The 22117-nt window shown below is 66.0% G+C and carries 18 protein-coding genes; 9 read left to right on the plus strand and 9 right to left on the minus strand.

Annotated features, from left to right (window positions below; all coding sequences use genetic code 11):
* Positions 1-9 precede the first annotated feature (9 nt).
* Positions 10-936, plus strand: coding sequence for a bifunctional helix-turn-helix transcriptional regulator/GNAT family N-acetyltransferase (locus TSA1_RS10480; RefSeq protein WP_100176282.1), 927 nt, complete (start codon positions 10-12; stop codon positions 934-936).
* A gap of 219 nt (positions 937-1155) precedes the next feature.
* Here the strand turns inward: TSA1_RS10480 and moaB are convergent, their stop codons facing one another.
* Both moaB and ypfJ read right to left on the minus strand, forming a co-directional pair.
* Positions 1156-1719 (minus strand): molybdenum cofactor biosynthesis protein B, encoded by a 564-nt coding sequence (moaB, locus tag TSA1_RS10485; protein ID WP_174718848.1) that lies wholly within the window; start codon positions 1717-1719, stop codon positions 1156-1158.
* 221 nt (positions 1720-1940) lie between these two features.
* Entirely contained in the window at positions 1941-2876 is a 936-nt protein-coding gene (ypfJ, locus tag TSA1_RS10490; protein ID WP_100176284.1) for a KPN_02809 family neutral zinc metallopeptidase, read from the minus strand.
* 413 nt (positions 2877-3289) lie between these two features.
* On the opposite strand from ypfJ, the gene TSA1_RS10495 reads away from it, so the two are divergent.
* From TSA1_RS10495 to TSA1_RS10505, 3 genes are all read left to right on the plus strand, one after another.
* Positions 3290-4420 carry a site-specific DNA-methyltransferase gene (locus TSA1_RS10495; protein WP_100176285.1) on the plus strand — a complete coding sequence of 377 codons (1131 nt, stop codon included), beginning with the start codon at positions 3290-3292 and terminating at the stop codon, positions 4418-4420.
* 188 nt (positions 4421-4608) lie between these two features.
* Positions 4609-4935: a hypothetical protein gene (locus TSA1_RS10500; RefSeq protein ID WP_100176286.1), complete on the plus strand. Its 327-nt coding sequence runs from the start codon at positions 4609-4611 to the stop codon at positions 4933-4935.
* A gap of 145 nt (positions 4936-5080) precedes the next feature.
* Entirely contained in the window at positions 5081-5767 is a 687-nt protein-coding gene (locus TSA1_RS10505) for a glutathione S-transferase family protein (protein WP_174718850.1), read from the plus strand.
* A gap of 53 nt (positions 5768-5820) precedes the next feature.
* Here the strand turns inward: TSA1_RS10505 and TSA1_RS10510 are convergent, their stop codons facing one another.
* The 4 genes from TSA1_RS10510 to TSA1_RS10530 all read right to left on the minus strand — a co-directional run bounded on the left by TSA1_RS10510 (position 5821) and on the right by TSA1_RS10530 (position 12005).
* Entirely contained in the window at positions 5821-7830 is a 2010-nt protein-coding gene (locus TSA1_RS10510; RefSeq protein ID WP_174718851.1) for a methyl-accepting chemotaxis protein, read from the minus strand.
* 258 nt (positions 7831-8088) lie between these two features.
* Entirely contained in the window at positions 8089-10635 is a 2547-nt protein-coding gene (locus tag TSA1_RS10515) for an HWE histidine kinase domain-containing protein (RefSeq protein ID WP_100176289.1), read from the minus strand.
* A complete protein-coding gene (locus TSA1_RS10520) occupies positions 10632-11150 on the minus strand; it encodes a biliverdin-producing heme oxygenase (RefSeq protein WP_347338530.1) in 519 nt (172 codons plus the stop codon). The genes TSA1_RS10515 and TSA1_RS10520 overlap by 4 nt, the downstream gene beginning before the upstream one ends.
* 411 nt (positions 11151-11561) lie before the next feature.
* Positions 11562-12005 (minus strand): nuclear transport factor 2 family protein, encoded by a 444-nt coding sequence (locus TSA1_RS10530; protein ID WP_100181071.1) that lies wholly within the window; start codon positions 12003-12005, stop codon positions 11562-11564.
* A 91-nt stretch (positions 12006-12096) separates the two neighbouring features.
* On the opposite strand from TSA1_RS10530, the gene TSA1_RS10535 reads away from it, so the two are divergent.
* Complete coding sequence (locus TSA1_RS10535; RefSeq protein WP_100176291.1) at positions 12097-13020, plus strand: LysR family transcriptional regulator; 924 nt, start codon at positions 12097-12099, stop codon at positions 13018-13020.
* A gap of 92 nt (positions 13021-13112) precedes the next feature.
* Here TSA1_RS10535 and TSA1_RS10540 read toward each other — a convergent pair whose 3' ends face one another.
* The gene (locus tag TSA1_RS10540; protein ID WP_100176292.1) at positions 13113-13733 is read right to left on the minus strand and encodes a glutathione S-transferase family protein; all 621 of its coding nucleotides are present in this window, start codon (positions 13731-13733) and stop codon (positions 13113-13115) included.
* 126 nt (positions 13734-13859) lie between these two features.
* On the opposite strand from TSA1_RS10540, the gene TSA1_RS10545 reads away from it, so the two are divergent.
* Entirely contained in the window at positions 13860-15137 is a 1278-nt protein-coding gene (locus TSA1_RS10545) for a flavin-dependent oxidoreductase (RefSeq protein ID WP_100176293.1), read from the plus strand.
* A 207-nt stretch (positions 15138-15344) separates the two neighbouring features.
* Here the strand turns inward: TSA1_RS10545 and TSA1_RS10550 are convergent, their stop codons facing one another.
* Positions 15345-15767: a PaaI family thioesterase gene (locus TSA1_RS10550; protein WP_100176294.1), complete on the minus strand. Its 423-nt coding sequence runs from the start codon at positions 15765-15767 to the stop codon at positions 15345-15347.
* A 53-nt stretch (positions 15768-15820) separates the two neighbouring features.
* On the minus strand, positions 15821-16942 hold the full coding sequence (gene mutY / locus TSA1_RS10555) for an A/G-specific adenine glycosylase (protein WP_100176295.1): 1122 nt from the start codon (positions 16940-16942) through the stop codon (positions 15821-15823).
* A gap of 111 nt (positions 16943-17053) precedes the next feature.
* Between mutY and TSA1_RS10560 the strand changes: the two genes are divergently transcribed.
* The 3 genes from TSA1_RS10560 to smc all read left to right on the plus strand — a co-directional run bounded on the left by TSA1_RS10560 (position 17054) and on the right by smc (position 22028).
* On the plus strand, positions 17054-17551 hold the full coding sequence (locus TSA1_RS10560) for a DUF721 domain-containing protein (protein ID WP_100176296.1): 498 nt from the start codon (positions 17054-17056) through the stop codon (positions 17549-17551).
* A 138-nt stretch (positions 17552-17689) separates the two neighbouring features.
* The gene (locus tag TSA1_RS10565; protein ID WP_100176297.1) at positions 17690-18346 is read left to right on the plus strand and encodes a DsbA family protein; all 657 of its coding nucleotides are present in this window, start codon (positions 17690-17692) and stop codon (positions 18344-18346) included.
* Between the two features lie 217 nt (positions 18347-18563).
* Positions 18564-22028 (plus strand): chromosome segregation protein SMC, encoded by a 3465-nt coding sequence (gene smc, locus TSA1_RS10570; RefSeq protein ID WP_100176298.1) that lies wholly within the window; start codon positions 18564-18566, stop codon positions 22026-22028.
* Positions 22029-22117 lie beyond the last annotated feature (89 nt).

A 22117-nucleotide genomic window follows, 5' to 3' on the forward strand; every position in this document is an offset into this window, starting at 1 on the left:
GGTGCCCCCATGTCATTCGAAGCTACCGACCCGATCACCGCGGTCCGCGCCTTCAACCGCTTCTATACCCGCAAGCTCGGGGTGCTCGACCAGCACCTTGGAAAGAGCCCTTTTTCGCTCAGCGAAGCCCGGGTGCTCTATGAACTCGCTCACCGCGACGACCTGGCGGCAAAAGAGATCGGGATCGAGCTTGGTCTCGACCCCGGCTATCTCAGCCGCATCATCCAGAGCTTCGACGAAAAGGGCCTGATCACGCGAAAGCCACTGCCCGCAGATCGCAGGCAATACCAGCTCAGCCTGACCGCCAAGGGGCGCCAGACCTTCGCCAAGCTGAACCTCAGCTCGCAAAACGAAGTCGCCGCAATGCTGGCTCAGCTGTCGGCCAGCGACGCAACGCGCCTCACGCAGGCCATGGCGACCATCGAGGCCGTGCTGGAGCAACGTCGCAGCCAGCCTGCGGCTTTCGTGCTGCGCAGCCATCGCGTCGGTGACATGGGCTGGGTCATTTCCCGACAGGCCGCCGCCTACGCCGCCGACTACGGCTGGGATATCAGCTACGAGGCGCTGGTCGCGGAGATCTGCGCGCAGTTCATCAAGAACTACGACCCCGCGCGCGAGCACTGCTGGATCGCGGAATCAGGAGGCGAGCCGGTCGGCTCGATCTTCCTGGTCAAGGCCACGGACGAGATCGCCAAGCTGCGCCTGCTGCAGGTGGAGACGAAAGCGCGGGGGCTCGGCGTCGGCCGTGCGCTGGTGGAGCAATGCCTCCAGGGCGCGCGCGAGAGGGGCTACAAGAGGATGACGCTGTGGACGCAGAGCATCCTGGTCGCCGCACGCGGAATCTACAAGAGCGCCGGCTTCAAGCTCGTGAAGGAGGAGAAGCATCACAGCTTCGGTGTCGATCTCGTCGGCGAGACCTGGGAGCGGGATCTGTAACGCCCTCGCCTCAAGCAAGATGCGCATAAATGCGCCCTCGCCCCTTGTGGGAGAGGGCATGTCAACTGGCAGACACAAGCTCGCTTGGTGAGGGGTATCTCACCCAGCATTCCGTGCGGATGAATACTCCTCATCCGGCGCTTCGCGCCACCTTCTCCCACAAGGGGAGAAGGAAGAGTCCGTGCCTCGATCAGCCAGTCGTCATCCGCACCAACGCGCTCACGCCGTCGCGCCTTGCGCCTTCGGTCTTCGCAGATGCTCATCCAGGCGCGGCATGATCTCGACGAAATTGCAGGGGCGCGTGCGGTAGTCGAGCTGGGCAGCCAGGATGCCGTCCCAGCCGTCGCGGCAGGCGCCGGGCGAGCCGGGCAGACAGAAGATGTAGGTGGCGCCGGCAACGCCCGCGGTGGCGCGGCTCTGGATCGTCGAGGTCCCGATCTTGGCGTGGCTCAGCATGTGGAAGGCAATCGAGAAACCGTCCATGCGCTTCTCGAACAGCGGCTCGATCGCCTCCGGCGTGACGTCGCGTCCCGTAAAGCCGGTGCCGCCGGTGGTGATGACGACGTCGACGCCGCTATCTGCGATCCAGCGGCGGACGACGGCACGGATCGCCTCGACGTCGTCCGTGACGATCTCGCGCGCGGCGAGACGATGGCCGGCAGCGGTGAGACGATCAGCGAGCGTCTGGCCGGACTTGTCGTCGCTAAGCGCGCGCGTGTCCGACACGGTGAGCACCGCGATGTTGAGCGGGATGAACTGCTTGGTTTCGTCGATGGAGGCCATAGCGCTGTACCTTCTTTCAACGCCCACCGCCGTCATCCTGCGGTGCGCGCCCTGAGGTGCATGCGCACCGCAGGGTGAGCCCCGAAGGATGGGCCGCGGGCTCCGCCATCCTCTAGGGCTCGCCGAAGAGGCGAGCACCTCAGGATGACGGCACTACTCCCGGATTCCAAGATGCGCAATCGCGCATCATAATTCGCGCGGCGTCCCTGAAACCTTCGTTCCTACGTCCCACCGCCGAACGTGTTGCAGGCCTGGACCGTGCCCTGCTGGTAGCCGGTCATGAACCACTGCTTGCGTTGCGCGGCCGAGCCGTGGGTGAAGGAGTCGGGCACGACGCGTCCCGTGGCCTGCCGCTGCAGCGTGTCGTCGCCAATCGCGCTCGCCGTCGTCAGCGCGGCGTCGATGTCGCCGGCCTCGAGGAAGTTCGGACGTTTCTTCGCCTCGCGGTTGACCCAGACGCCGGACAGGCAATCGGCCTGCAACTCGACCTTGACCTGGAGTGCGTTGGCCTCCGCCTTGCTGCCGGCCTGCTGCTGCAGCCGCGTCACGCGCGGAATGATGCCGAGCAGATTCTGGATGTGATGGCCGGCTTCGTGCGCGATGATATAGGCCGTGGTGAAATTGCAGGCCGACTTGCCGGAGCAGCCGCGGAAGCGCGTCTCGACCTCGCGGAAGAAGCTGGTGTCGAGGAAGATGGTGCGGTCCGGCGGACAATAGAACGGGCCCATCGCCGACTCTGCCCGGCCGCAGCGACCGCCATTGGTGACGTTGCGGAACAGCACGACCTTCGGGCCGGTGTAGGACTGGCCCGAGGCCTGGAAGATCTCGCTCCAACGGTCGTCGATCTCGCCGAGAATGCCGGCGATCATGCTGCCCATCTCGTCGGTCGGCGCGCCGCGCTTGGCGGTCGAAGACGACTGGCGATCGGTCTGGTAGCTCGGCGCCTGGCCGCCGCCGGTGAGGATCTCGGCGCCGCCGATCAGGATGCGCGGGTCGATGCCAAAAGCATAGCCGACCAGGCCGAGCACGATGATCGTGCCGATGCCGAGGCCACCGCCACCCATGGGCAGGCCGAACCCGCCTCCGCCACCGCCGCCTCCACCATCGTCGCGACGATCCTCGATGTCGTCGCTGCGGCGGAAATCATCGTAGCGCATGGCGGGTTTCCCTCAGTCCTCGATTGGCATCATCTGGGCGCAGAAGCGCGAAAGCTCAACGCGCCACACACGTAAAATTTCCGTTGCCTTCATCAATATCCCGCTCGGCAATTATTGCCTAGTGCGACGGCATGCCGATGCCAGCAATTTTTTCCGAGGGTCGAGCAATTTTTTCCGAGGGAAATTTGCAGCCTTTTTGAAGCCACGATTGCTCCCCCAACCCAAGCGAGCGCGAAATCCCCTGTAAAAAACAGCGAATGCGCACGACGACATGCACGCAGAACGCGACGCGCGGTCTGCTCAACAAAACGGCGGGTTAAGTCGATTTTTACTTTGCCGCTTCATTGTAACGGTCAGTCGGTTGTTTGGTCCCGCGTCGCCGACAGCGTCGCCTGAGTCAGAGTTCTTGAGTCATGGTAGAGTCGCGTCGCGGGGCGTCTGCAAGGGCGCCCCGCACAAATTTCGAGTCTCCGTCGCATCGAATCATCCTCGGTGATTGCGTCGCCGAGATGTCGAAGCTTCAGGCAGGTAGCGTCGATCTGGTGTTCGCAGATCCGCCCTACAATCTCCAGCTCAAGGGCGATCTCAAGCGCCCCGACGAGTCCCACGTCGACGCCGTCGACGACGACTGGGACAAGTTCGATTCATTCTCCGCCTATGACGATTTCACCCGCGCCTGGCTGCTTGCCGCACGCCGCGCGATGAAGCCGTCGGCGACGATCTGGGTGATCGGCTCCTATCACAACATCTTCCGCGTCGGCGCGATCATGCAGGACCTCGGCTTCTGGCTCCTGAACGACATCGTCTGGCGCAAGTCGAACCCGATGCCGAACTTCCGCGGCCGCCGCTTCACCAACGCGCACGAGACCATGATCTGGGCCGCGCGTGACGAGAAGGCCAAGGGCTACACGTTCAACTACGAGGCGCTGAAGGCGGCCAATGAGGACGTGCAGGCACGGTCCGACTGGCTGATTCCGCTCTGCACCGGCGAGGAGCGCCTGAAGGGCGCCGACGGCAAGAAAGTGCATCCGACCCAGAAGCCGGAAGGCCTGCTGGCGCGCGTGCTGCTGTCGTCGTCGAAGCCCGGCGATCTCGTGATCGATCCCTTCAACGGCACCGGCACCACCGGTGCCGTCGCCAAGCGCCTCGGCCGCTCCTATATCGGCTTCGAGCGCGACAAGACCTATGCGAAGGCCGCCGAGGCGCGCATCGCCAAGGTCGAGCCGCTGCCGGAAGAGAGCCTCGCCCCGTTCATGACCGCGCGCGAAGCCCCGCGCGTCGCGTTCTCCGAGCTGATCGAGCGCGGCATGATCATGCCCGGCACGAAGCTGTTCGACGCCAAGAAGAAGCTTGGCGCGCTGGTCCGTGCCGACGGCGCCATCATGTTCGGCGACAAGGTCGGCTCGATCCACCGCATCGGCGCGGTGGCGCAAGGCGCCCAGGCCTGCAACGGCTGGACCTTCTGGCACATCGAGACCAAGAAGGGTCTCAAGCTGATCGACGAGCTGCGCGCCGAGATCCGCGCGGGAATGGCGACCGAGTAAGCTGCGCCGTCATTCCGGGGCTCGCGAAGCGAGAACCCGGAATCCATCCAACCACCGCACATGCAGCCCAATGGATTCCAGGCTCGCGCCAAGAGGCGCGCCCCGGCATAACGGCGACGGCGCCTTGAATGAGGCGGCAGCCAGGACTACATTCGCCTGATCAGCCCCGTCCTGACCGGCCTGCTCCCATGCGACGACAGTCCGAGACATTGCTGCTGGTGCCGCTGCTGCCGATCTTCCTGCTCGGCATGTTTCCGATGTTCCTGATCGCCCTGCTCGGCTTCTTCGGCCTCGCGCTGTTCGGCGTGCTCGTGATTTGCGTCGGGCTCGCCAGCAGCAACGAGGCGCACGACAATTTCAATCACGACGTCATCGTGCACGGCTATGCCCGCGGCTCGGAGCGCGCTGCGCGGGCCTCCGACATGCATCTTGCTGCGCGGCTCGGTCTGCGCCTGGAGGCGGTCGGCGCGGCGATGGTCCTTACGGCGGCGATCGGCCTTTGTTACGCCGCCTGATCTGCGCACAGCGCAGATACCGCCCGGCAAACTCGCCGGTTGCCCTCTCCGACGAGGTTCAGGCAAGAGAAGGCGGCCCCGCGGCAATGATGCTGCGTTCGCTCTCGGCACGAGATATTGGCAAGAAACCCTGGGGAGATGTGTGATGCTCAAATTCTATTTCAACGGCTCGCCAAACCCGACCAAGGTCGCGCTTTACCTGGAAGAGGCCGGCCTTCCCTTCGAGCCGGTGAAGATCGACACCCGCAAGGGCGAGCAGTTCACGCCCGACTATCTGAAGGTCAATCCGAACGGCAAGGTGCCGGCGATCGACGACAACGGGACCATCGTGTTCGACTCGAACGCCATCCTGCTTTATCTCGCCGAGAAGACCGGCAAATTCCTGCCCGCCGCCAGCGTGCGCGGCGAGACGCTGTCATGGCTGATGTTCATCGCGACCGGCGTCGGCCCCTATTCGGGCCAGGCCGTGCACTTCAAGCACTTCGCGCCGAAGGACCAGAACCACGACTACGCCCATAATCGCTATCAGTACGAGACCGATCGCCACTACCGGATTCTCGACGCTCACCTCAACGGCCGCGACACCATGGTCGGCGACGATTATTCCATCGTCGACATGGCGCTGTGGGGCTGGGCGCGGATGTTGCCGTTCAAGCTCGGCGACGACGCCTTCGCGCGCTATCCCAACGTGAAGCGGCTGGTGGACGAGATCTCGGGACGGCCCGCGGCAGCCCGGGCGATCGCGCTGAAGGACAAGTTCACCTTCAAGGCCGAGATGGACGACGAGGCGCGCGCCAACATGTTCAAGCACATGACGACCAAGGTCGCCTGATCGCACCACGCCGCTTGTCGGGCCACGCGCATGCGCGTGGCCCTTTTCACGCCTCAGGCGGCGTGAACCGAGCTCAGGAACTTGGCGACTTCCAGCTTCAGGCGGTTGCTGTCGGCCGACAGCGAGCGTGCCGCAGACAACACCTGCGATGAAGCCGATCCGGTGTCGGAAGCGCCGCGCTGCACGTCGCCGATATTGGACGACACCCGCTGCGTGCCATCGGCAGCCTGCTGGACGTTGCGCGAAATCTCCTGCGTCGCCGCGCCCTGCTGCTCCACCGCGGCCGCGACCGTCGAGGAAATCTCCGACAGCCGCTCGATGGTGCCGCTGATTTCCCTGATGGCGCCGACGGACTGCTCGGTGGCGGCCTGGATGTTGGAGATCTGCTGGCCGATCTCTCCGGTCGCCTTCGCGGTCTGCTCGGCGAGGGCCTTGACCTCGGAGGCGACCACGGCAAAGCCGCGGCCGGCGTCGCCGGCACGCGCCGCCTCGATGGTGGCGTTCAGCGCCAACAGGTTGGTCTGGCCGGCGATCGTGCTGATCAGCTCGACCACGTCGCCGATCCGTGCGGCGGCCTTGGAGAGCTCGCCGACCCGCTCGTTGGTCCGGCTCGCCTGACCGACGGCGTCGCGGGCGATCCGCGCGGATTCCTGCACCTGGCGCGCGATCTCGGACACCGAGGAGGAGAGCTCCTCGGTCGCCGAGGCCACCGCCTGGACATTGGCCGAGGCCTCCTGCGAGGCGCTGGCGACCTCCGTCGACAAATCCTGCGCCCGCGAGGCGGTCGTGGTCAGCGTGCCGGCGGAGGCTTCGAGCTCGTTCGACGCCGACGACACCGTGTTGACGATCTCGCCGACCGCCTGCTCGAACTGGTCGGCCAGCCTGACCATGTCCTGCTTGCGGCTTTCGGCCTGCCGGGCTTCGAGCTCGGTCTGCTCGGCGCGCATCCGCTCGGTGTCGATCATGTTGTCCTTGAACACCTGGATCGCCGTGGCCATGTCACCGATCTCGTCGGTCTTGCCGCGGCCGGGAATCTCGACCGCGAGATTGCCGCCGGCGAGCAGCCCCATCGCACGCGTCATCGAAGCCAGGGGGCCGACGATGCTGCGTGCGATCAGGAAGGCGACGATGGCGCCGAACAGGATGGCCAGACCGCCTGCAATCTCCTGAACGGTCGTCGTGCCGGCGATCACCGCTTCGGCCTGGCTGCGGGAGTCCTGGTAGTCCTTCTTCAGGGTCGTTTCCGCGGCCTTGAGCCGGCCGATAGTGTCGACGATGAGCGGCGCGAGGTTCTTGTGATAGATCTCGTCGGCCTGAAGCATCGCGGCGGACGTCGTCTCGAAGGCGGATTTGTAGACGCCGAGCGCGGTCTTCACCGGCGCCAGTGTCGAGCGCAGTTCCGTCGCCTGCGGGCTCTTTTCGAGCGCCGCGAGCCGTTGTGCGGCCCGGTCGACGCTGGCCCGGAAATTCGCCGGCCCCTGCACGTCGCGCAAGGCCAGGAAACGCCAGTTTGCGATTCGAACGAGCAGGATCCTGGATTCGAGGTCGGCGACCAGGGCTGCGGTGTCCTCGTCGACGGCCGCGCGCGCCACATCGACCAGCTTGGCCGTCTTGACGGCGAGGTCCTCGCCGCCCGGCAACAAGGTCGCCTTGCCCGTTCGCGCCTCGTTGACGGCGTCACCGAGGTTGTCACGCAGGCTTCGCATCTTGCCGATGTCGTCGATCAGGCCGTTGTAGAGCGCACGCCGCTCGTCCGAGAGCGTCCCCTTGGCGCCGACCCGCAGCAGCTCGATCGCGGCGGCCTCGCACTCTTGCGCCTCCTTCATCGCGGGCTCGTTGGCATCGTAGACGTAGCGCAGATTGGCCCGCTGGATCGCCTGCAGCTGGGTCGATATCTCCAATACCCGCGCCGTGCTGTCCGAAAGTGCGGATTGTCGTGCGACCTGATCCTGCACCGAGCGCAAATTCCAGACGGCAACCACCGCCATCACGAGACCGACCGCCACCAGGGCCATGAAGCCTGCGTACAGGCGTCCCCTGATCCGCAAACGAAAGTTCGGCATTCCCACTGTCCACCCAGATGCATTCCACTTCGAGCGGCCGAACGATTCCGGCGATCGTCACCGGCCACCCCGGCAGCCGCGGCTCGCGTCCTTGCGACCCACGCTGCACTGCGACACAATGGAGGACACTCGTTAATTGAACCTTCAAATTCTCGCGCTCGCGCGCATCGGCGCACGCGAGAGCTGCTGATTTTATCGGCAGCCATGCGAAGTCATGCAAGAATCCGCAGCGACATGCATAGCGTCGCATGCGCCCCCTCACTGGGCGCTGGCCTGCTGCAATTTGCCGAGCGCGTTCTCGACCACTTCGAGCGTATACGGCTTCTGGACGACCGGAGCCGATGCCAGTTGCTCCGGGATCGGGGCGCGTTCGCCATAGCCGGTTGCGAAGATGAAGGGCACGCCGATCTCCTTGAGCTTCTGCGCCACCTTGATGCTGCTCTCGTTGCCGAGGTTGAGATCGAGCAGGGCAAAGCTCGGCCGCGTGCGTTCGATCGAGCGCAGCGCCTGGTCGACGGTTGCGGCCGTGTCGACATGGCGGGCGCCGAGATCGAGCAGGATGACCTCCGCCGCCATTGCGATGATCAGGTTGTCCTCGACGATCAGCGCGGTCTCGGAGATCCGGGGACGGCTGGACTGTTGCTCCTCGATACGCATGGCGGCTCCTGCTATTGACGGCACCAGCTCGACGAAATTGGGGGGAATGACGAACTTCGCCTGCACGCCCAGAAGATCGAAACGGATTTCGGCATCGCCCTTGAGATCGAACGGCACCGAGCGCTCGATGATCGTGGTGCCGAAGCCGCGCCGCGTCGGTGGCTGCACCGGCGGGCCGCCGCTTTCCTTCCATTCGATCACGAGGCTCGACGAGGGATCGAGGCGCCAGACCACCTCGACGCTGCCCGTGGAATCGGCGAGCGCGCCATATTTGGCGGAGTTCGTCATCATCTCGTGGACGACGAGGGCGAGCGTGGCAAACGCCTTGGGATCGAGCGCGACGTCCGGCCCGCCCATCTTCACGCGGCCGGCACGCGCCCCGAGATAGGCGCCGGCCTCCGATTCGACGAGGGTCCGCAGCGCCACCGGCGCCCAGTTCAGATTGGTGATCTGGTCGTGGGCGCGGGCCAGAGCCTGGATGCGACCGCCGAGAACGCCGGCAAACTCCTCCACGCTCGTCGCGGTGTCCTTGCTCTGCGCCACCAGCGCCCGGACCAGGCTGAGGATGTTGCGGACGCGGTGATTGAGCTCGGCGATCATCAGCTCCTGCCGCTCCTGGGCACCGCGGCGCTCACGCGCGGCAAGGTCGGACAATTGCAGGATCACTTCCAGCAGTGTGACGCGCAGGCTCTCGGCGATGCGGATATCGGCGGCCGACCACGGTTTCGACTGACCCGCCACCGTCTCTTGCCAGACCTCGAAGCTCTTGCGCGGCGTCAGTCGTGACCCGTTCGGGCCCTCGTCGTAGACCTTGTCGGGAGCGCCGGCCCAGTTCACCGAACGCGTCACCTCGCGCCGGAAGAAGATCAGACAGTCGCGCGGGGTCCGTGAGATCGGAATGGCGAGAAAACCGGCCGCACGGTCGCGGAAGGACTGGCCGGCGGCATAGACCTTGGCGATCTCGGCGCTGGCGGAAATCCGTCCCGGCGAGGTCCGGTTGATGAAGGCGACGAGGTCCTTCACCTCGTCCTCCGTCGGCGTCTCACCTTGGAGCGCGATCTTGTTGTCGGACCACACCGCGACGCCGTCGCAGTCGATCATCCTGCGATAGTCGCCGAGGAAGTCGATGATCGCGCGGCGACTGTGCTCGTGCGCGGCCGCCATCTCGATCAACCGCTCCTGAACCTGATGGGCGCGGGCCTCATAGGCGACGTCGCCCTCGCGCTCGCGCCCCTCGACGATCCAGGAGAACATCTGCCCGAACAGCTCCGAGGCCGTGCGTCTGTCGAACGAGATGTAACGCGGCGAATAATGATGGCAGGCGAACAGCCCCCACAGCTTGCCATCGCGCAGGATCGACACCGACATCGAGGCGGCGACGCCCATGTTGCGCAGATATTCGATGTGAATCGGCGAGACCGAGCGCAGCACGCTCATCGAAAGATCGAGCAGCCCGGCATTGTGCGTGGGGGTGGACGTCAGCGCAGCCGGCACGGCGTTGATGTCGGCGATGATGCGCAGCCAGTTGCGCTGATAGAGGATGCGGGCCTGGCGGGGGATGTCGGAGGCCGGATAATGCAGGCCGAGGAAGGATTCGAGCCCGGCTTCCGCGGTCTCCGCGATGACCTCGCCCGATCCGTCCGGATGAAACTGGTAGACCATGACCCGGTCGAAGCCGGTCAGCACCTTGAGCTGGCGCGCCGCCTCGCGCGCGAGATCGGTCATGCCCCGCGTCTTGCGGATTCGGTCGAGCATCAGGCGGACGAGCTCGCCTGAATTGATGCCCGGCTGGTGGGCGCTCGGCTCGGCCTCGATGATGAGGTAGACGCCGGAGAAATGGATCGAGAGATCGTAAAGCGGCTTGCCGGGTTGGAGCTCGACTTCGAACAGGCGCTCGGTCGCGTCCGGCCCGCTCAAATGGTCGACGCGGCTGCGGATGACCTGGACGGCGGCTTCGGACATGACGGACGACAACGGCTGCTGGAGCAGGTCGGCAACCTCGCTTCCGAGAAAGCTGCCGACATTGTCCGAGGCCATGCAGATCGTGAAGTCCGAGAGCACGGCGAGCAGGAAGCCGAACGGCTGCACGCTGCCGGGAACGTGGATCGGCTCGCGATCGCAATTGGTGAGATTGACCGCCTCGTTCATGCGCGGTCCGCCGCACGCTCGAACGCAGCGAACGCAACGCGCGCCGCCGCGATCACCTCATCCTCGTCGCAGACCTCTTCGCTTTCGAGCTTTGACAGGAAGCTTTGCCAGAGCCGCTTGCCTGCCCCGTGGCGAAGATAGCTGGTGGCCTCCGTCATGCGCGGGTCGCCGGCCTCCACGACCTCCTTCAGCAGGAACTTGGCCCCGAGCCGGGAGCCCTCCAGCACGTACATCGTACCGAGCATTCCGCTGGGCGTCAGCGGCGGTACCGATACGGTGGATTGCGCGGCGCTGCCGAGCCGTCCGAGATCAGCCGCGATCGCGGCACCGCGCGACCGCTCCGGCCAGTCCGGAAACATGCCGGCGACACCCGCTTCGACAAGCGCGGCTTCGAGCGGAAGAAGCGCGCCGGCGCTGGCTTGGAGAAAACGGCGATAGCCCGCCACGACGGTGAGATCGAATGACGATAGTTGCGCATCGAGCTCCCGGTGCACAGCCGCGGTCGCATCTCTCAATCGTTCACGGAGTCCGGGAAAGCTGCAGCCAACCTGTGTCGAAACGTCCGAAACCCCAGCCAGCATGAAATTCCCAAACGCGCGATGCCGGAGGCGCAATTGCCCCGGAAGCGAAGGAAACGCCGGCGGAACCGAAAAGGTTCCGCCGGCACTGGAAAATCCGGGGAAGCGGCGGGCCGGGACCGTCGGCCTCCTATTTCCGTCGGCGGGGCTTGCGCAACTCGTACATGATCTCCGCCCTGGTCATCCCGCAGTCCAGAAGCTCCCGCTCCGTCATGGCGGCGAGTCGATCCCGGGCCCGGGACCGTTCGCGCCTGACACGGACCATCTCGATCAGGGCCTGCCACGCCCGCACGATCCTCGCCGGCTCGGCCTGATGACATGGGCCGGCGGAGATGGCGCTCACTCCCCTCAGCTCGCGGCCTTCACCGGTGCCTGCGGAAAAGGTCCGAGCGCCTTTTCGGTCAAGACCGAGTCGCAATATTCCCGGATCTCCTTGATCCTGCCGTCCTCCAGACGAAACACCAGGCAATAGTCGTTGTCGTAACGCACGCCCTCAGGCGTGACGTTGTCGCCCTTGGCTTCCACGACGACCACATCGCCGTCGGCGATGAAGCGATGCGCGACCGTGCGCGTGCGGTCGCGCAGGCGGGTGCGCACATAGCCGTGCAGATCGTTGAGGATCGCCTCCTTGCCCGAAAAGGTGCGTGACCAGGAATACTGACCGGTCACGATCCATTTGGCATCATCGGCAAGGCTTGTGGTGAACAGGGCGCGATCGCGCGCGGCCGGATCGGGATTGGCGGCGGCGGCGAAAATGTCCTGCATCAGTTTCTTGTTGGCGGCAGCGCTCATGGCGGCATCTCCTTTGGTGAGAACGTCAGGGATCATCGCCGCGCCCGGATAATTCTTCAAATCGATAACTGGTATGATATCTATTCGCCTCATGAATTTGAATTCGCTCGACCTCAATCTTCTGACCGCGCTCGATGCGCTGTTGCGCGAGGCCAATGTCAGCCGCGCGGCCATGCGGATCGGCCTGTCACAGCCCGCGACCAGCCACGCGCTGCAACGCCTGCGCGACATCTTCGGCGATCCGCTGCTGGTGCGCACCGGCGCCCGCATGGAGTTGACGCCGCGGGCCCAGGCCCTGCGCGCGCCGCTGGCGCAGGCACTGGACCAGGTGCGCGGGCTGTTCGTGCCGGATGAGTTCGATGCGGCACGCAGCGAGCGGCAGTTTCGCCTGATGATGCCCGATCTCGCCGTCGAGCTGTTGATGCCGCCGCTGATGGAGAAGGTGACGCGCCTTGCGCCCAACGTCCGCATCGACGTCGTGCCGTGGCGAGGGCCTGCGATCTTCCACGCCGAGTTCGCCCGCACCATCGACCTCGTGATCTCGATCGGCAATGCCTTCAAGGGCTTCCACCGCCAATTGCTCTACACCGACCGCGACGCCCTGGCGGTGCGGCGCGGCCATCCGCAGTCGACGAAGCTGAAGCGGCGCGAGACGTTCCTGGCGGCGCGCCATGTCGGCGTGATCATCCGCGGCAACGCCGAGGATCTCATCGACACCTGGCTGCGCACCGAGGGCATCGAGCGGCACGTCTCGCTGGTGGTCTCAGGCTATCTCGAAGCGCTGCACGTCGCCGCCCGCACCGACCTCGTCGCCTTCGTGCCGCGCCGGCTGATCGCGGCCCTTTCGAAACGGCTCGGTCTCGTCGCGGTGACGCCGCCGCTGGACCCCGGCATCGACGAGCAATTCATGTTCCATCCGACGCGGGCGCAGATGGACCCCGGCTCGATCTGGCTGCGGCGGCTGATGCTTCAGACGGGGCGGGAGTTGGAGAAGAAGGAACGGCGCGTTGAGTAGGATGCGGCTTCAACAAACCCGGTGTCGTCCCGGACAAGCGCAGCAAAGCGGAGCGCCGATCCGGGACGACAGGGGAATAAGTCGCAGCGGCCTTACGCCTTCTGCGCGGCCATCACCTTGGCCACGGCGGGCCGGTCCGACATGCGCTTGAAATGGTCGGCGATCTTCGGCGTGGCGTTGATGTCGACGCTGTCGCCTTCGAGCCATGTGGAGAGCGTGAAGAGATAGGGATCGCAGATCGTGTACTGCTCGCCCATCACCCAGGGGCCCCTGAACATCTTCTGCTCCATCAGCGCGAAGCAGGCAGCCATGGTCTTCGGCACCATCGCCTTCATGTCGGCGAACGAGCTCTCCTGCGTCGCCCAGCGCGCGCCCCGCATCTTGTGGGCGTGGTTGATATGCACCGTCGAGCAGAGATACGAATTGAACGACTGCACCTGGGCGAAGTCGAAGGGATCGTCGAGCGGCGCGAGCTTCGCCTTGGGGAACGTCTGGGCGACGTAAGCCAGCATCGCCGGCGTCTCGGTCAGGATGCCGCGATCGGTCACCAGCGCCGGCACGCGGCCCTTCGGATTGATCTTGAGATAGTCGGGGCTGTTCTGCTGGTTGTCCTTGAAGCTCAGCCGTTCGGCGGTGTAGTCGGCGCCGGCCTCCTCCAGGGTGATGTAGGTGGCGAGCGCGCAGGTGCCGGTTGCGTAGTAGAGCTTGAGCATGTCGGACCTCATGGGGGAAAACCCGAGGTTAACGGTCCTCCGCCGCGCCGTCCATAGGGACCTCTTCGCAGTTGCCCACCGCCGCCCGGCTGTGCGAAGACGCCGTCAATCGGAGGGGGATTGGTCATGACGGTACTCATCGCCGGTGGCGGCATCGGTGGGCTGACGCTTGCGCTCAGCCTGCACGAAATCGGCGTTCCCGTAAAAGTGTTCGAGAGCGTCGCCGAACTGAAGCCGCTCGGCGTCGGCATCAACGTGCTGCCGCATGCGGTCCGCGAGCTAATCGAGCTCGGGCTGCTCGACAAGCTGGACGCCAGCGGCGTGCGGACGCGCGAGCTCGCCTATTTCTCCAAGCACGGCAAGCCGATCTGGAGCGAGCCGCGCGGGCTGGAGGCCGGCTACAAATGGCCGCAATTCTCGATCCATCGCGGCACGCTGCAACAGATCCTGCTCGACACCGCGATCGAGCGGCTCGGCCGTGACAACATCCTCACCAGCCGTCATCTGACCGGCTGGAACGAGACCGCGAACGGCGTGCGCGCCGATTTCATCGACCGGGCGACCGGCAAGGCCGCCGGCACTTACGAAGGCGCCATCCTGATCGCCGCCGACGGCATTCATTCCGCCGCGCGAGAAAAGCTCTATCCCAACGAAGGGCCGCCGATCTGGAACGGCCGCATCCTCTGGCGCGGCGTCACGCCGGCGAAAGCCTTCCTCACCGGCCGCACCATGATCATGGCCGGCCACGAGATCCTGAAATTCGTCTGCTATCCGATCAGCAAAGAGCCGGACGCGGCCGGCAACCATCTGATCAACTGGGTCGCCGAGCGGCATATGCCGCCGACCTATCAGTGGCGGCGCGAGGACTATAACCGCACCGCGCGGCTGGAGGAGTTTCTGCCCTGGTTCGAGAGCTGGCAGTTCGACTGGCTCGACGTGCCCGGCCTGATCCGGAACTGCCCGCACGCCTATGAATATCCGCTGGTCGACCGCGACCCGGTCTCGCAATGGACCTTCGGCAGGGTCACGCTGATGGGCGATGCCGCGCATCCGATGTACCCGATCGGCTCGAACGGCGCCTCGCAGGCGATCCTCGATGCCCGCACCATCACCCGCGAGATTCTCGCGCATGGCCCGACCACGGCCGCGCTGCTCGCCTATGAGGCCGAGCGCCGGCCCGCGACCACCGACCTCGTCCTGCTCAACCGCAAGAACGGCCCCGAGCAGGTGATGCAGCTGGTCGAGGAGCGCGCGCCGGATGGTTACAAGGTCGTCACCGACGTGCTGTCGCAAAAAGAACTGGAAGACATCGCCGCCAACTACAAGCGCGTGGCGGGTTTCCAGGTGGAAGCGCTGAATGCGAAGCCGCCGATCGTGAGCAAGGGCGCGCGGGCGAAGGCGTGAGCTTGCACTCGAAACGAGATGCATATTGATGCGCCCTCGCCCCTTGTGGGAGAGGGCAGCGACACCGGTAGACGCGGGCTCACTTGGGTGAGGGGTTCTCTCCGCGAGACCAACTCTCATTTGAATTCGCTGAGACAACCCCTCATCCGGCGCTTCGCGCCACCTTCCCCCACAAGGGGGGAAGGGAAGAGGAGTGTGACGCCCGGCTTATTTCCCCACCACCCTCGCCGCCTCCAACAACCTCTCGCTCGCGCTTGCCGTCGCGAGCACCGTGCCGTCTTCCGTCATCAGCTTGGCCTCGACGAAGGCAATGGTCTTGCCGAGCTGCGTCACCCGGGCCTCGCCGATGATCGGGCCGGGCCTGGCGGGGCTGAGGAAATTCACGGTCATGCTGATGGTCGTGGTGTAGAGCCGCCCCTCACTCATCACCAGCACCGCGGGGCCCATGGTATCGTCGAGCATGGCCGAGAGCATGCCGCCCTGGATAAAGCCCGCCGGATTGCAGAATTCGGGCTTGCCCTCGAAGCCGAGCTTGATCCAGCCCTCCTCGGGACGGGCATCGAGCAGACGCCAGCCCAGCAGTTCGGCACAAGGCGGCCTCTTGAAGTTGTCGAGCGCTGTCTTGACCATCCGGGAAGCCTCCGTGTCGCCTCTGTTAGCGCGGGCCTGCTGCCAGCATGGTGTCAGGAGGATGCCGCCGGCGGGAGACCCAATCCGTGCGCGATCACCTTGCGCATGACGTTCGGCAGTGCTTCCCCGGCCAACGTCGCGATCGGCACCCAGCGCATGCCTGCGGGCGCGCGCGTGCGGGCCTCCGCTTTCGCCGTGTAGACCACCAGTTCCAGCGGAAAATGCGTGAAGACGTGGGTGACGACGCCCACCCTGCGCTGCCAGCGCGACAGTCCCTTCAGCGCGGGCGCCTGCCGTTTCGCCTCGTCGTCGTCCTGGCCGGCGAGCCAGTCCGAACCGGGCACCTCGGTCATGCCGCCGAGCAGCCCCTTTTCGGGCCGGCTGCGGACGAGCAGCTCGTCCCCGCGCGTCACCACGAAAGCGGCGCCCCGCCGCAGCGTTCCGCTCTTCTTCGGCGCCTTGCGCGGGAACGTCTCCTGCGTGCCTTGCGCACGCGCCGCGCAATCCTCGGTGAGCGGGCAGAGCGAGCAGGCCGGCTTCTTCGGCGTGCAGATCGAAGAGCCGAGATCCATCAGCGCCTGCGCGCTATCGCCGGCGCGCGCGTTCGCCAGCAGCGTCGTTGCCAATTGCTGGATTAGAGGCTTCGCTTGCGGCAGTTCCTCCTCGACCGCGAACAGGCGCGACACCACGCGCTCGATATTGCCGTCGACCGGCATGGTGTGACGGTCGAAGGCGATCGCTGCGATCGCCGCCGCCGTGTACGGCCCGATACCCGGCAGCGCGCGCAGCCCCTCCTCCGTGTCCGGAAACACGCCGCCATGGTCCCGCGTCACCGCGACCGCGCAGGCGTAGAGATTGCGCGCACGCGAGTAATAGCCGAGCCCGGCCCACATCCGCAGCACGTCGTCCTGCGAGGCGCTTCCCAACGCCGTGACGTCAGGCCAGCGCGCCACGAATTTCTCGAAGTAGGGGCCGACCGCCTTCACCGTGGTCTGCTGCAGCATGATCTCGGACAGCCAGACCCGGTAGGGGTCCGACGCCTCTCCGGGCATCGCGCGCCAGGGCAGCCGCCGGCGATGGCGGTCGTACCAAGCGAGCAGGAGTGTTGGGCGCGATGATGATGCTGTCGACGGCGCGGGTTCCGGCCTGGCCTTGCGGGCAGATCTGGGGCTCATGTCGTCACCCTAACGACGTCGCGCCGATCTCTCTATGTCATGCCCGCGCGCGTCGCGGGGCATCCACGTCTTTCTTCGTGGCGGTTCGCCCGAAGTGCTATAAAGCCGACCATGTCCAAATCCGGCCCCATCTTCAAACCCGGCCCCATCAGCGCCAAGCCGCTCGGGATCCTGCTCAACGACGTCTTTGCCGAGGCCTATGCCAAGCAGGGCTTTGCGGCGCGCGAACTGGTGACGCGGTGGGCGCAGATTGCCGGACCGGAGATCGCGGCCCATGCCGAGCCCCTGAAAATGCAATGGCCGCGGCCGGTGGAGGGGCAGCCGCAGGAGCCGGCGACCCTGGTGCTGCGGGTCGAGGGGCCGATGGCGTTGGAAATCCAGCACTCCGCCGACGTGATCCTGGAGCGGGTCAACCGCTTCTTCGGCTGGAGCGCGGTCGGCAAGCTCGCCTTCCGCCAAGCCCCGCTGTCACGGCCCCAGGCCCGGAAGCGCCCCAGCCCGCCAGACCCCAAGAGCGTCGCCAAGGTGGCGGAGAGCCTGGGGGCCATCGAAGATGAAGAACTGAAGACGGCGCTGGCCCGACTTGGGGCCGCCATCAAGCGAAATTGAGCCTTATTTCGCGGCCAATCTGGACCTGTCCCGCCGCGCGCCATTGCCTCAATCGACGTTTCGAGCTAGCGACAGGCCGCCCGAACGGGAACCGCCATAAGTCCTTGGGGCAAGACCACACCAATCCGGGAGCCGACCTTGATCATCACCCGCCGCGCCTTCACCACGATGCTGTCGCTGACCGGGCTTGCCGCGTTTGCCGGGCTCTCGCCGCTGCGGTTGATCTCCGACGCCATGGCCCAGTCGGCCGCCGACGTCGCCAAGCCGGTGTCGCTGCCCGACATGGCTCTCGGCCCGAAAGATGCCGCCGTCACCATCACCGAATATGCCTCGATGACCTGCCCGCACTGCGCGGCCTTCAACGAGCAGGTGTTTCCCAAGATCAAGAAGGAATACATCGACGCCGGCAAGGTGCGTTACATCTTCCGCGAGTTCCCGCTCGACATCAAAGCCGCCGCCGGCTCGATGCTGTCGCGCTGCATCGCCAAGGACGACGCGCCGAAATACTTCGCGGTCACCGACATGCTGTTCCGCCAGCAGAACGACTGGGTGGTGAAGAACACCACCGAGACGCTGACGCGGATCGGCAAGCAGGCCGGCCTCACCCAGCAGCAGGTCGAGGCCTGCCTGAAGGACCAGGCGCTGCTCGACAAGATCGCCGCCGACCAGAAATATGCCAGCGACGTGCTCAAGGTCGATTCGACGCCGACCTTCTTCATCAACGGCGAGAAGATCAAGGGCGAGGCCTCGTTCGAGGAGTTCGCCAAGAAGATCAATCCGCTGCTGAAGAGCTGATTCGCTCGTCAAGATCCTGATTCGCATCTCGAAAGCCGTATCTTTCCCGGCATAAATCCCTTGGGAAAAGCGGCTTTCGCCGGTTGCCCTCGCGGCGCACCGCGGCCATTGTCCAGCCGCATGAGGCGCCTCGCGCGACTCGCCCCGGATAGCGACACTGCCTTCCATGGTATTGTCCCGGCAGGGGATTCGCGCCTGCCAACAGAGATGCGTGCTTATGAAAATCACCCGCCTGCGACTTCACGGCTTCAAGTCCTTCGTTGAGCCCACGGACTTCGTCATCGAGCCCGGCTTGACCGGCGTGGTCGGCCCCAACGGTTGCGGCAAGTCGAATCTCGTCGAAGCGCTGCGCTGGGCGATGGGTGAAACCTCGTACAAGTCGTTGCGCGCCGCCGACATGGACGCGGTGATCTTCGCCGGCTCCGGCAACCGCCCCGCGCGCAACCACGCCGAAGTGACGATGACGATCGACAATGCCGATCGCACCGCGCCGGCGGCGATGAACGACAGCCAGCTTCTGGAGGTCTCCCGCCGCATCGAGCGAGAGGCCGGCTCTGTCTATCGCATCAACGGCCGCGACGTACGCGCCCGCGACGTGCAGATCCTGTTTGCCGATGCCGCCACCGGTGCGCGCTCGCCCGCCCTCGTCCACCAGGGCAAGATCGGCGAGATCATCCAGGCCAAGCCCGAGCAGCGCCGCCGCGTGCTGGAAGACGCCGCGGGCGTTGCGGGCTTGCATGCCCGCCGCCACGAGGCCGAGCTGCGGCTGAAGGCGGCGGAAACCAACCTCACCCGCGTCGAGGACGTGATCGGCCAGCTCTCAGGCCAGATGGAAGGCCTGAAGAAGCAGGCCCGCCAAGCCGTGCGTTATCGCGAGGTTGCCGCCAAAGTCCGTAAAGCCGAAGCCACCCTGTTCCACCTGCGCTGGATCGGCGCCCATGCCGACGTCAACGAGTCCGGCCAGACCCATGACCTCGCCGTGCGCGAGATGGCCGAGCGCACCCAGCATCAGGCCGAGGCTGCCCGCATCCAGGCGATCCGTGCCGCGGAGATGCCGGCGCTGCGCGACGCCGAAGCACGCGCCGCGGCTGGCCTGCAGCGCCTGACCAATGCCCGCGAGCTGCTCGACCGCGAGGAAGAGCGCGCCAAGGAGCGCGTCGCCGAGCTCGAGCGTCGCCTCGCCCAGTTCGAGGGTGACATCTCCCGTGCCCAGCAGCAAACCATGGATGCCGACGTCGCGCTGCAGCGGCTCGACGCCGAAGATGCCGAGCTGAAGGAAGAGATCAAGTCGCGCGTCGAGAAGCGCTCCGGCGTCGACGAGCGCGTCGCCGAAGCCGAGGCGGTGCTGACCGAGACCGAGCAGCAGTTCGCCGAGCTCACTACCGCCCTCGCCGACCTCACCGCCAAGCGCAACCAGCTGGAAGCCAACGTCCGCACCCATCGCGACAAGCTCGCCCGGCTCGATCAGGAGATCGCGAACGTCGCCGCAGAGGAGCAGAAGCTCACCGAGGCGACCGGCGGCTTCGGCGATCTCGACGAATTGACGGCGCTGGTCGAAACCGCGGAAGAGACGCTGGCAGCCTCGGAAGCCGCAGCACAGGCCAGCGAAGCCGCCCACGTCGCAGCGCGCCAGACGCTGGAATCCTTGCGCTCGCCGCTGGTCGAAGCCGACAAGCGCGCGCAGCGGCTCGAAACCGAAGCACGTACGATCTCCAAGATCCTCAACGGCGAGACCAAGAATCTGTGGCCGCCGATCATCGACGGCATCACGGTCGACAAGGGCTTCGAAAAGGCGATCGGCGCCGCCCTCGGCGACGACCTCGACGCCCCGATCGATCCGTCGGCGCCGATGCGCTGGACCAATGTCGGCCACACCGAGGGCGATCCGGAGCTGCCCGAAGGCGCCGTGCCGCTCGCCAATCACGTGCAGGCGCCGGCCGAGCTGGCCCGCCGCCTGGCCCAGATCGGCGTGGTGCCGCGCGAGCGCGGTGCCGAGCTGGTCTCGCAGCTCAAGACCGGCCAGCGGCTGGTCTCGCCCGAGGGCGACGTCTGGCGCTGGGACGGCTTCGTCGCCGCGGCCCACGCTCCGACCGGCGCTGCCCGCCGCCTCGCCGAGCGCGCCCGCCTCGTCGATATCGAGAACGAGCTGGAGCAGGCCCGCATCGACGCGCAGATCAAGCGTCAGGCGCTGGAGAACGCCGAGTCCGAATTGCAGATGGCGGCGAGCACCGAAGGGGCCAGCCGCGAGGCCTGGCGTGCCGCGCAGCGCGAGCTGAACGTCGCGCGCGAGCGCCACGCCAATGCCGAGCGCGAGATCAGCCGCCATGCCGCGCGCAAGGCGACGCTGTCCGAAGCGCACAGCCGCCTCGCCGCCGACCGCGCCGAAGCCGAAGCTGCCTATGAATATGCCGAAGCCGGCATCAGCGAGCTGCCGTCGAGCGAGGACACCGAGACCCGTCTCGCCGCTGTCCGCAGCGACATCGAAGCCCACCGCCGCATGGCCGCCCAGGTCCGCGCCGAGGCGCAGGCGCTGGCGCGCGAGGCTGAGCTCGCCGACCGCCGCGTGCAGGCGATCCTTGCCGAGCGCACCGAGTGGCAGAACCGCAAGGAGAGCGCGGCCTCCCACATCGACACCATCCAGGCCCGCATCGCCGAGCTCACGATCGAGCGCAGCGAGCTCGAAAACGCACCGGCCGTGTTCGCCGAGAAACGCAGCGCGCTGATCACCGAGATCGAATACGCCGAGAACGACCGCCGCATGGCCGCCGACGCGCTCGCCACCGCCGAAAGCGCGATGGCCGAGACCGACCGCGTCGCCAAGCTGACGCTGGAGGCCCTCTCCAGCTCACGCGAGGCCACCGCCCGCGCCGAGGAACGCATGGAAAGCGCCCGCCGCCGTCTCGAAGACATCGAGCGCGAGATCCGCGACATGCTGGAAGTCGAGCCGCAGGCCGTCGCCGGCCTCGCCGAGATCGAGCCCGGCGCCGAGCTGCCGCCGCTGCACGACATCGAGGAGGATCTCGAAAAGATGCGCCGCGACCGCGAGCGTCTCGGCGCCGTCAATTTGCGCGCCGAGGAAGAGCTGCGCGAGGTCGAGGCCCAGCACAACGGTCTCGTCACCGAACGCGACGACCTCGTGGAAGCCATCAAGCGGCTGCGCCAGGGCATCCAGAGCCTCAACAAGGAGGCGCGCGAGCGGCTGCTGACCTCGTTCGAGGTCGTCAACAACCACTTCAAGCGCCTGTTCGTCGAGCTGTTCGGCGGCGGCGAAGCCGCGTTGCACCTGATCGAGAGCGACGACCCGCTGGAGGCCGGCCTCGAAATCATCGCCAAGCCGCCGGGCAAGAAGCCGCAAACGCTGTCGCTGCTGTCGGGTGGCGAGCAGGCCCTGACCGCGATGGCGCTGATCTTCGCGGTGTTCCTGACCAACCCGTCCCCGATCTGCGTGCTGGACGAAGTCGACGCGCCGCTCGACGACCACAACGTCGAACGGTACTGCAACCTGCTGCACGAAATGACCGGCTCGACCGACACGCGCTTCATCATCATTACCCACAATCCGATCACGATGGCGCGGATGAACCGGCTGTTCGGCGTCACCATGGCCGAGCGCGGCGTGTCGCAGCTGGTGTCGGTCAGCCTGTCAGAGGCTGTGGACATTCTCGACCAGAACGTGGCGTGAGACGGCTCGCGTCATTCCGGGGCTCGCGAAGCGAGAACCCGGAATCTCGCACAACAATCTCGAACTCCCGGGTTCGCGACTGCGTCGCG

It is taken from the genome of Bradyrhizobium nitroreducens (genome assembly GCF_002776695.1).
GTDB classification, from domain to species: domain Bacteria; phylum Pseudomonadota; class Alphaproteobacteria; order Rhizobiales; family Xanthobacteraceae; genus Bradyrhizobium; species Bradyrhizobium nitroreducens.

Coding starts and splice junctions, on each gene's coding strand:
- TSA1_RS10480 (WP_100176282.1), top strand. CDS start 10: ATGTCATTCGAAGCTACCGACCCGATCACCGCGGTCCGCGCCTTCAAC.
- moaB (WP_174718848.1), bottom strand. CDS start 1,719: ATGGCCTCCATCGACGAAACCAAGCAGTTCATCCCGCTCAACATCGCG.
- ypfJ (WP_100176284.1), bottom strand. CDS start 2,876: ATGCGCTACGATGATTTCCGCCGCAGCGACGACATCGAGGATCGTCGC.
- TSA1_RS10495 (WP_100176285.1), top strand. CDS start 3,290: ATGGTAGAGTCGCGTCGCGGGGCGTCTGCAAGGGCGCCCCGCACAAAT.
- TSA1_RS10500 (WP_100176286.1), top strand. CDS start 4,609: ATGCGACGACAGTCCGAGACATTGCTGCTGGTGCCGCTGCTGCCGATC.
- TSA1_RS10505 (WP_174718850.1), top strand. CDS start 5,081: ATGCTCAAATTCTATTTCAACGGCTCGCCAAACCCGACCAAGGTCGCG.
- TSA1_RS10510 (WP_174718851.1), bottom strand. CDS start 7,830: ATGCCGAACTTTCGTTTGCGGATCAGGGGACGCCTGTACGCAGGCTTC.
- TSA1_RS10515 (WP_100176289.1), bottom strand. CDS start 10,635: ATGAACGAGGCGGTCAATCTCACCAATTGCGATCGCGAGCCGATCCAC.
- TSA1_RS10530 (WP_100181071.1), bottom strand. CDS start 12,005: ATGAGCGCTGCCGCCAACAAGAAACTGATGCAGGACATTTTCGCCGCC.
- TSA1_RS10535 (WP_100176291.1), top strand. CDS start 12,097: ATGAATTTGAATTCGCTCGACCTCAATCTTCTGACCGCGCTCGATGCG.
- TSA1_RS10540 (WP_100176292.1), bottom strand. CDS start 13,733: ATGCTCAAGCTCTACTACGCAACCGGCACCTGCGCGCTCGCCACCTAC.
- TSA1_RS10545 (WP_100176293.1), top strand. CDS start 13,860: ATGACGGTACTCATCGCCGGTGGCGGCATCGGTGGGCTGACGCTTGCG.
- TSA1_RS10550 (WP_100176294.1), bottom strand. CDS start 15,767: ATGGTCAAGACAGCGCTCGACAACTTCAAGAGGCCGCCTTGTGCCGAA.
- mutY (WP_100176295.1), bottom strand. CDS start 16,942: ATGAGCCCCAGATCTGCCCGCAAGGCCAGGCCGGAACCCGCGCCGTCG.
- TSA1_RS10560 (WP_100176296.1), top strand. CDS start 17,054: ATGTCCAAATCCGGCCCCATCTTCAAACCCGGCCCCATCAGCGCCAAG.
- smc (WP_100176298.1), top strand. CDS start 18,564: ATGAAAATCACCCGCCTGCGACTTCACGGCTTCAAGTCCTTCGTTGAG.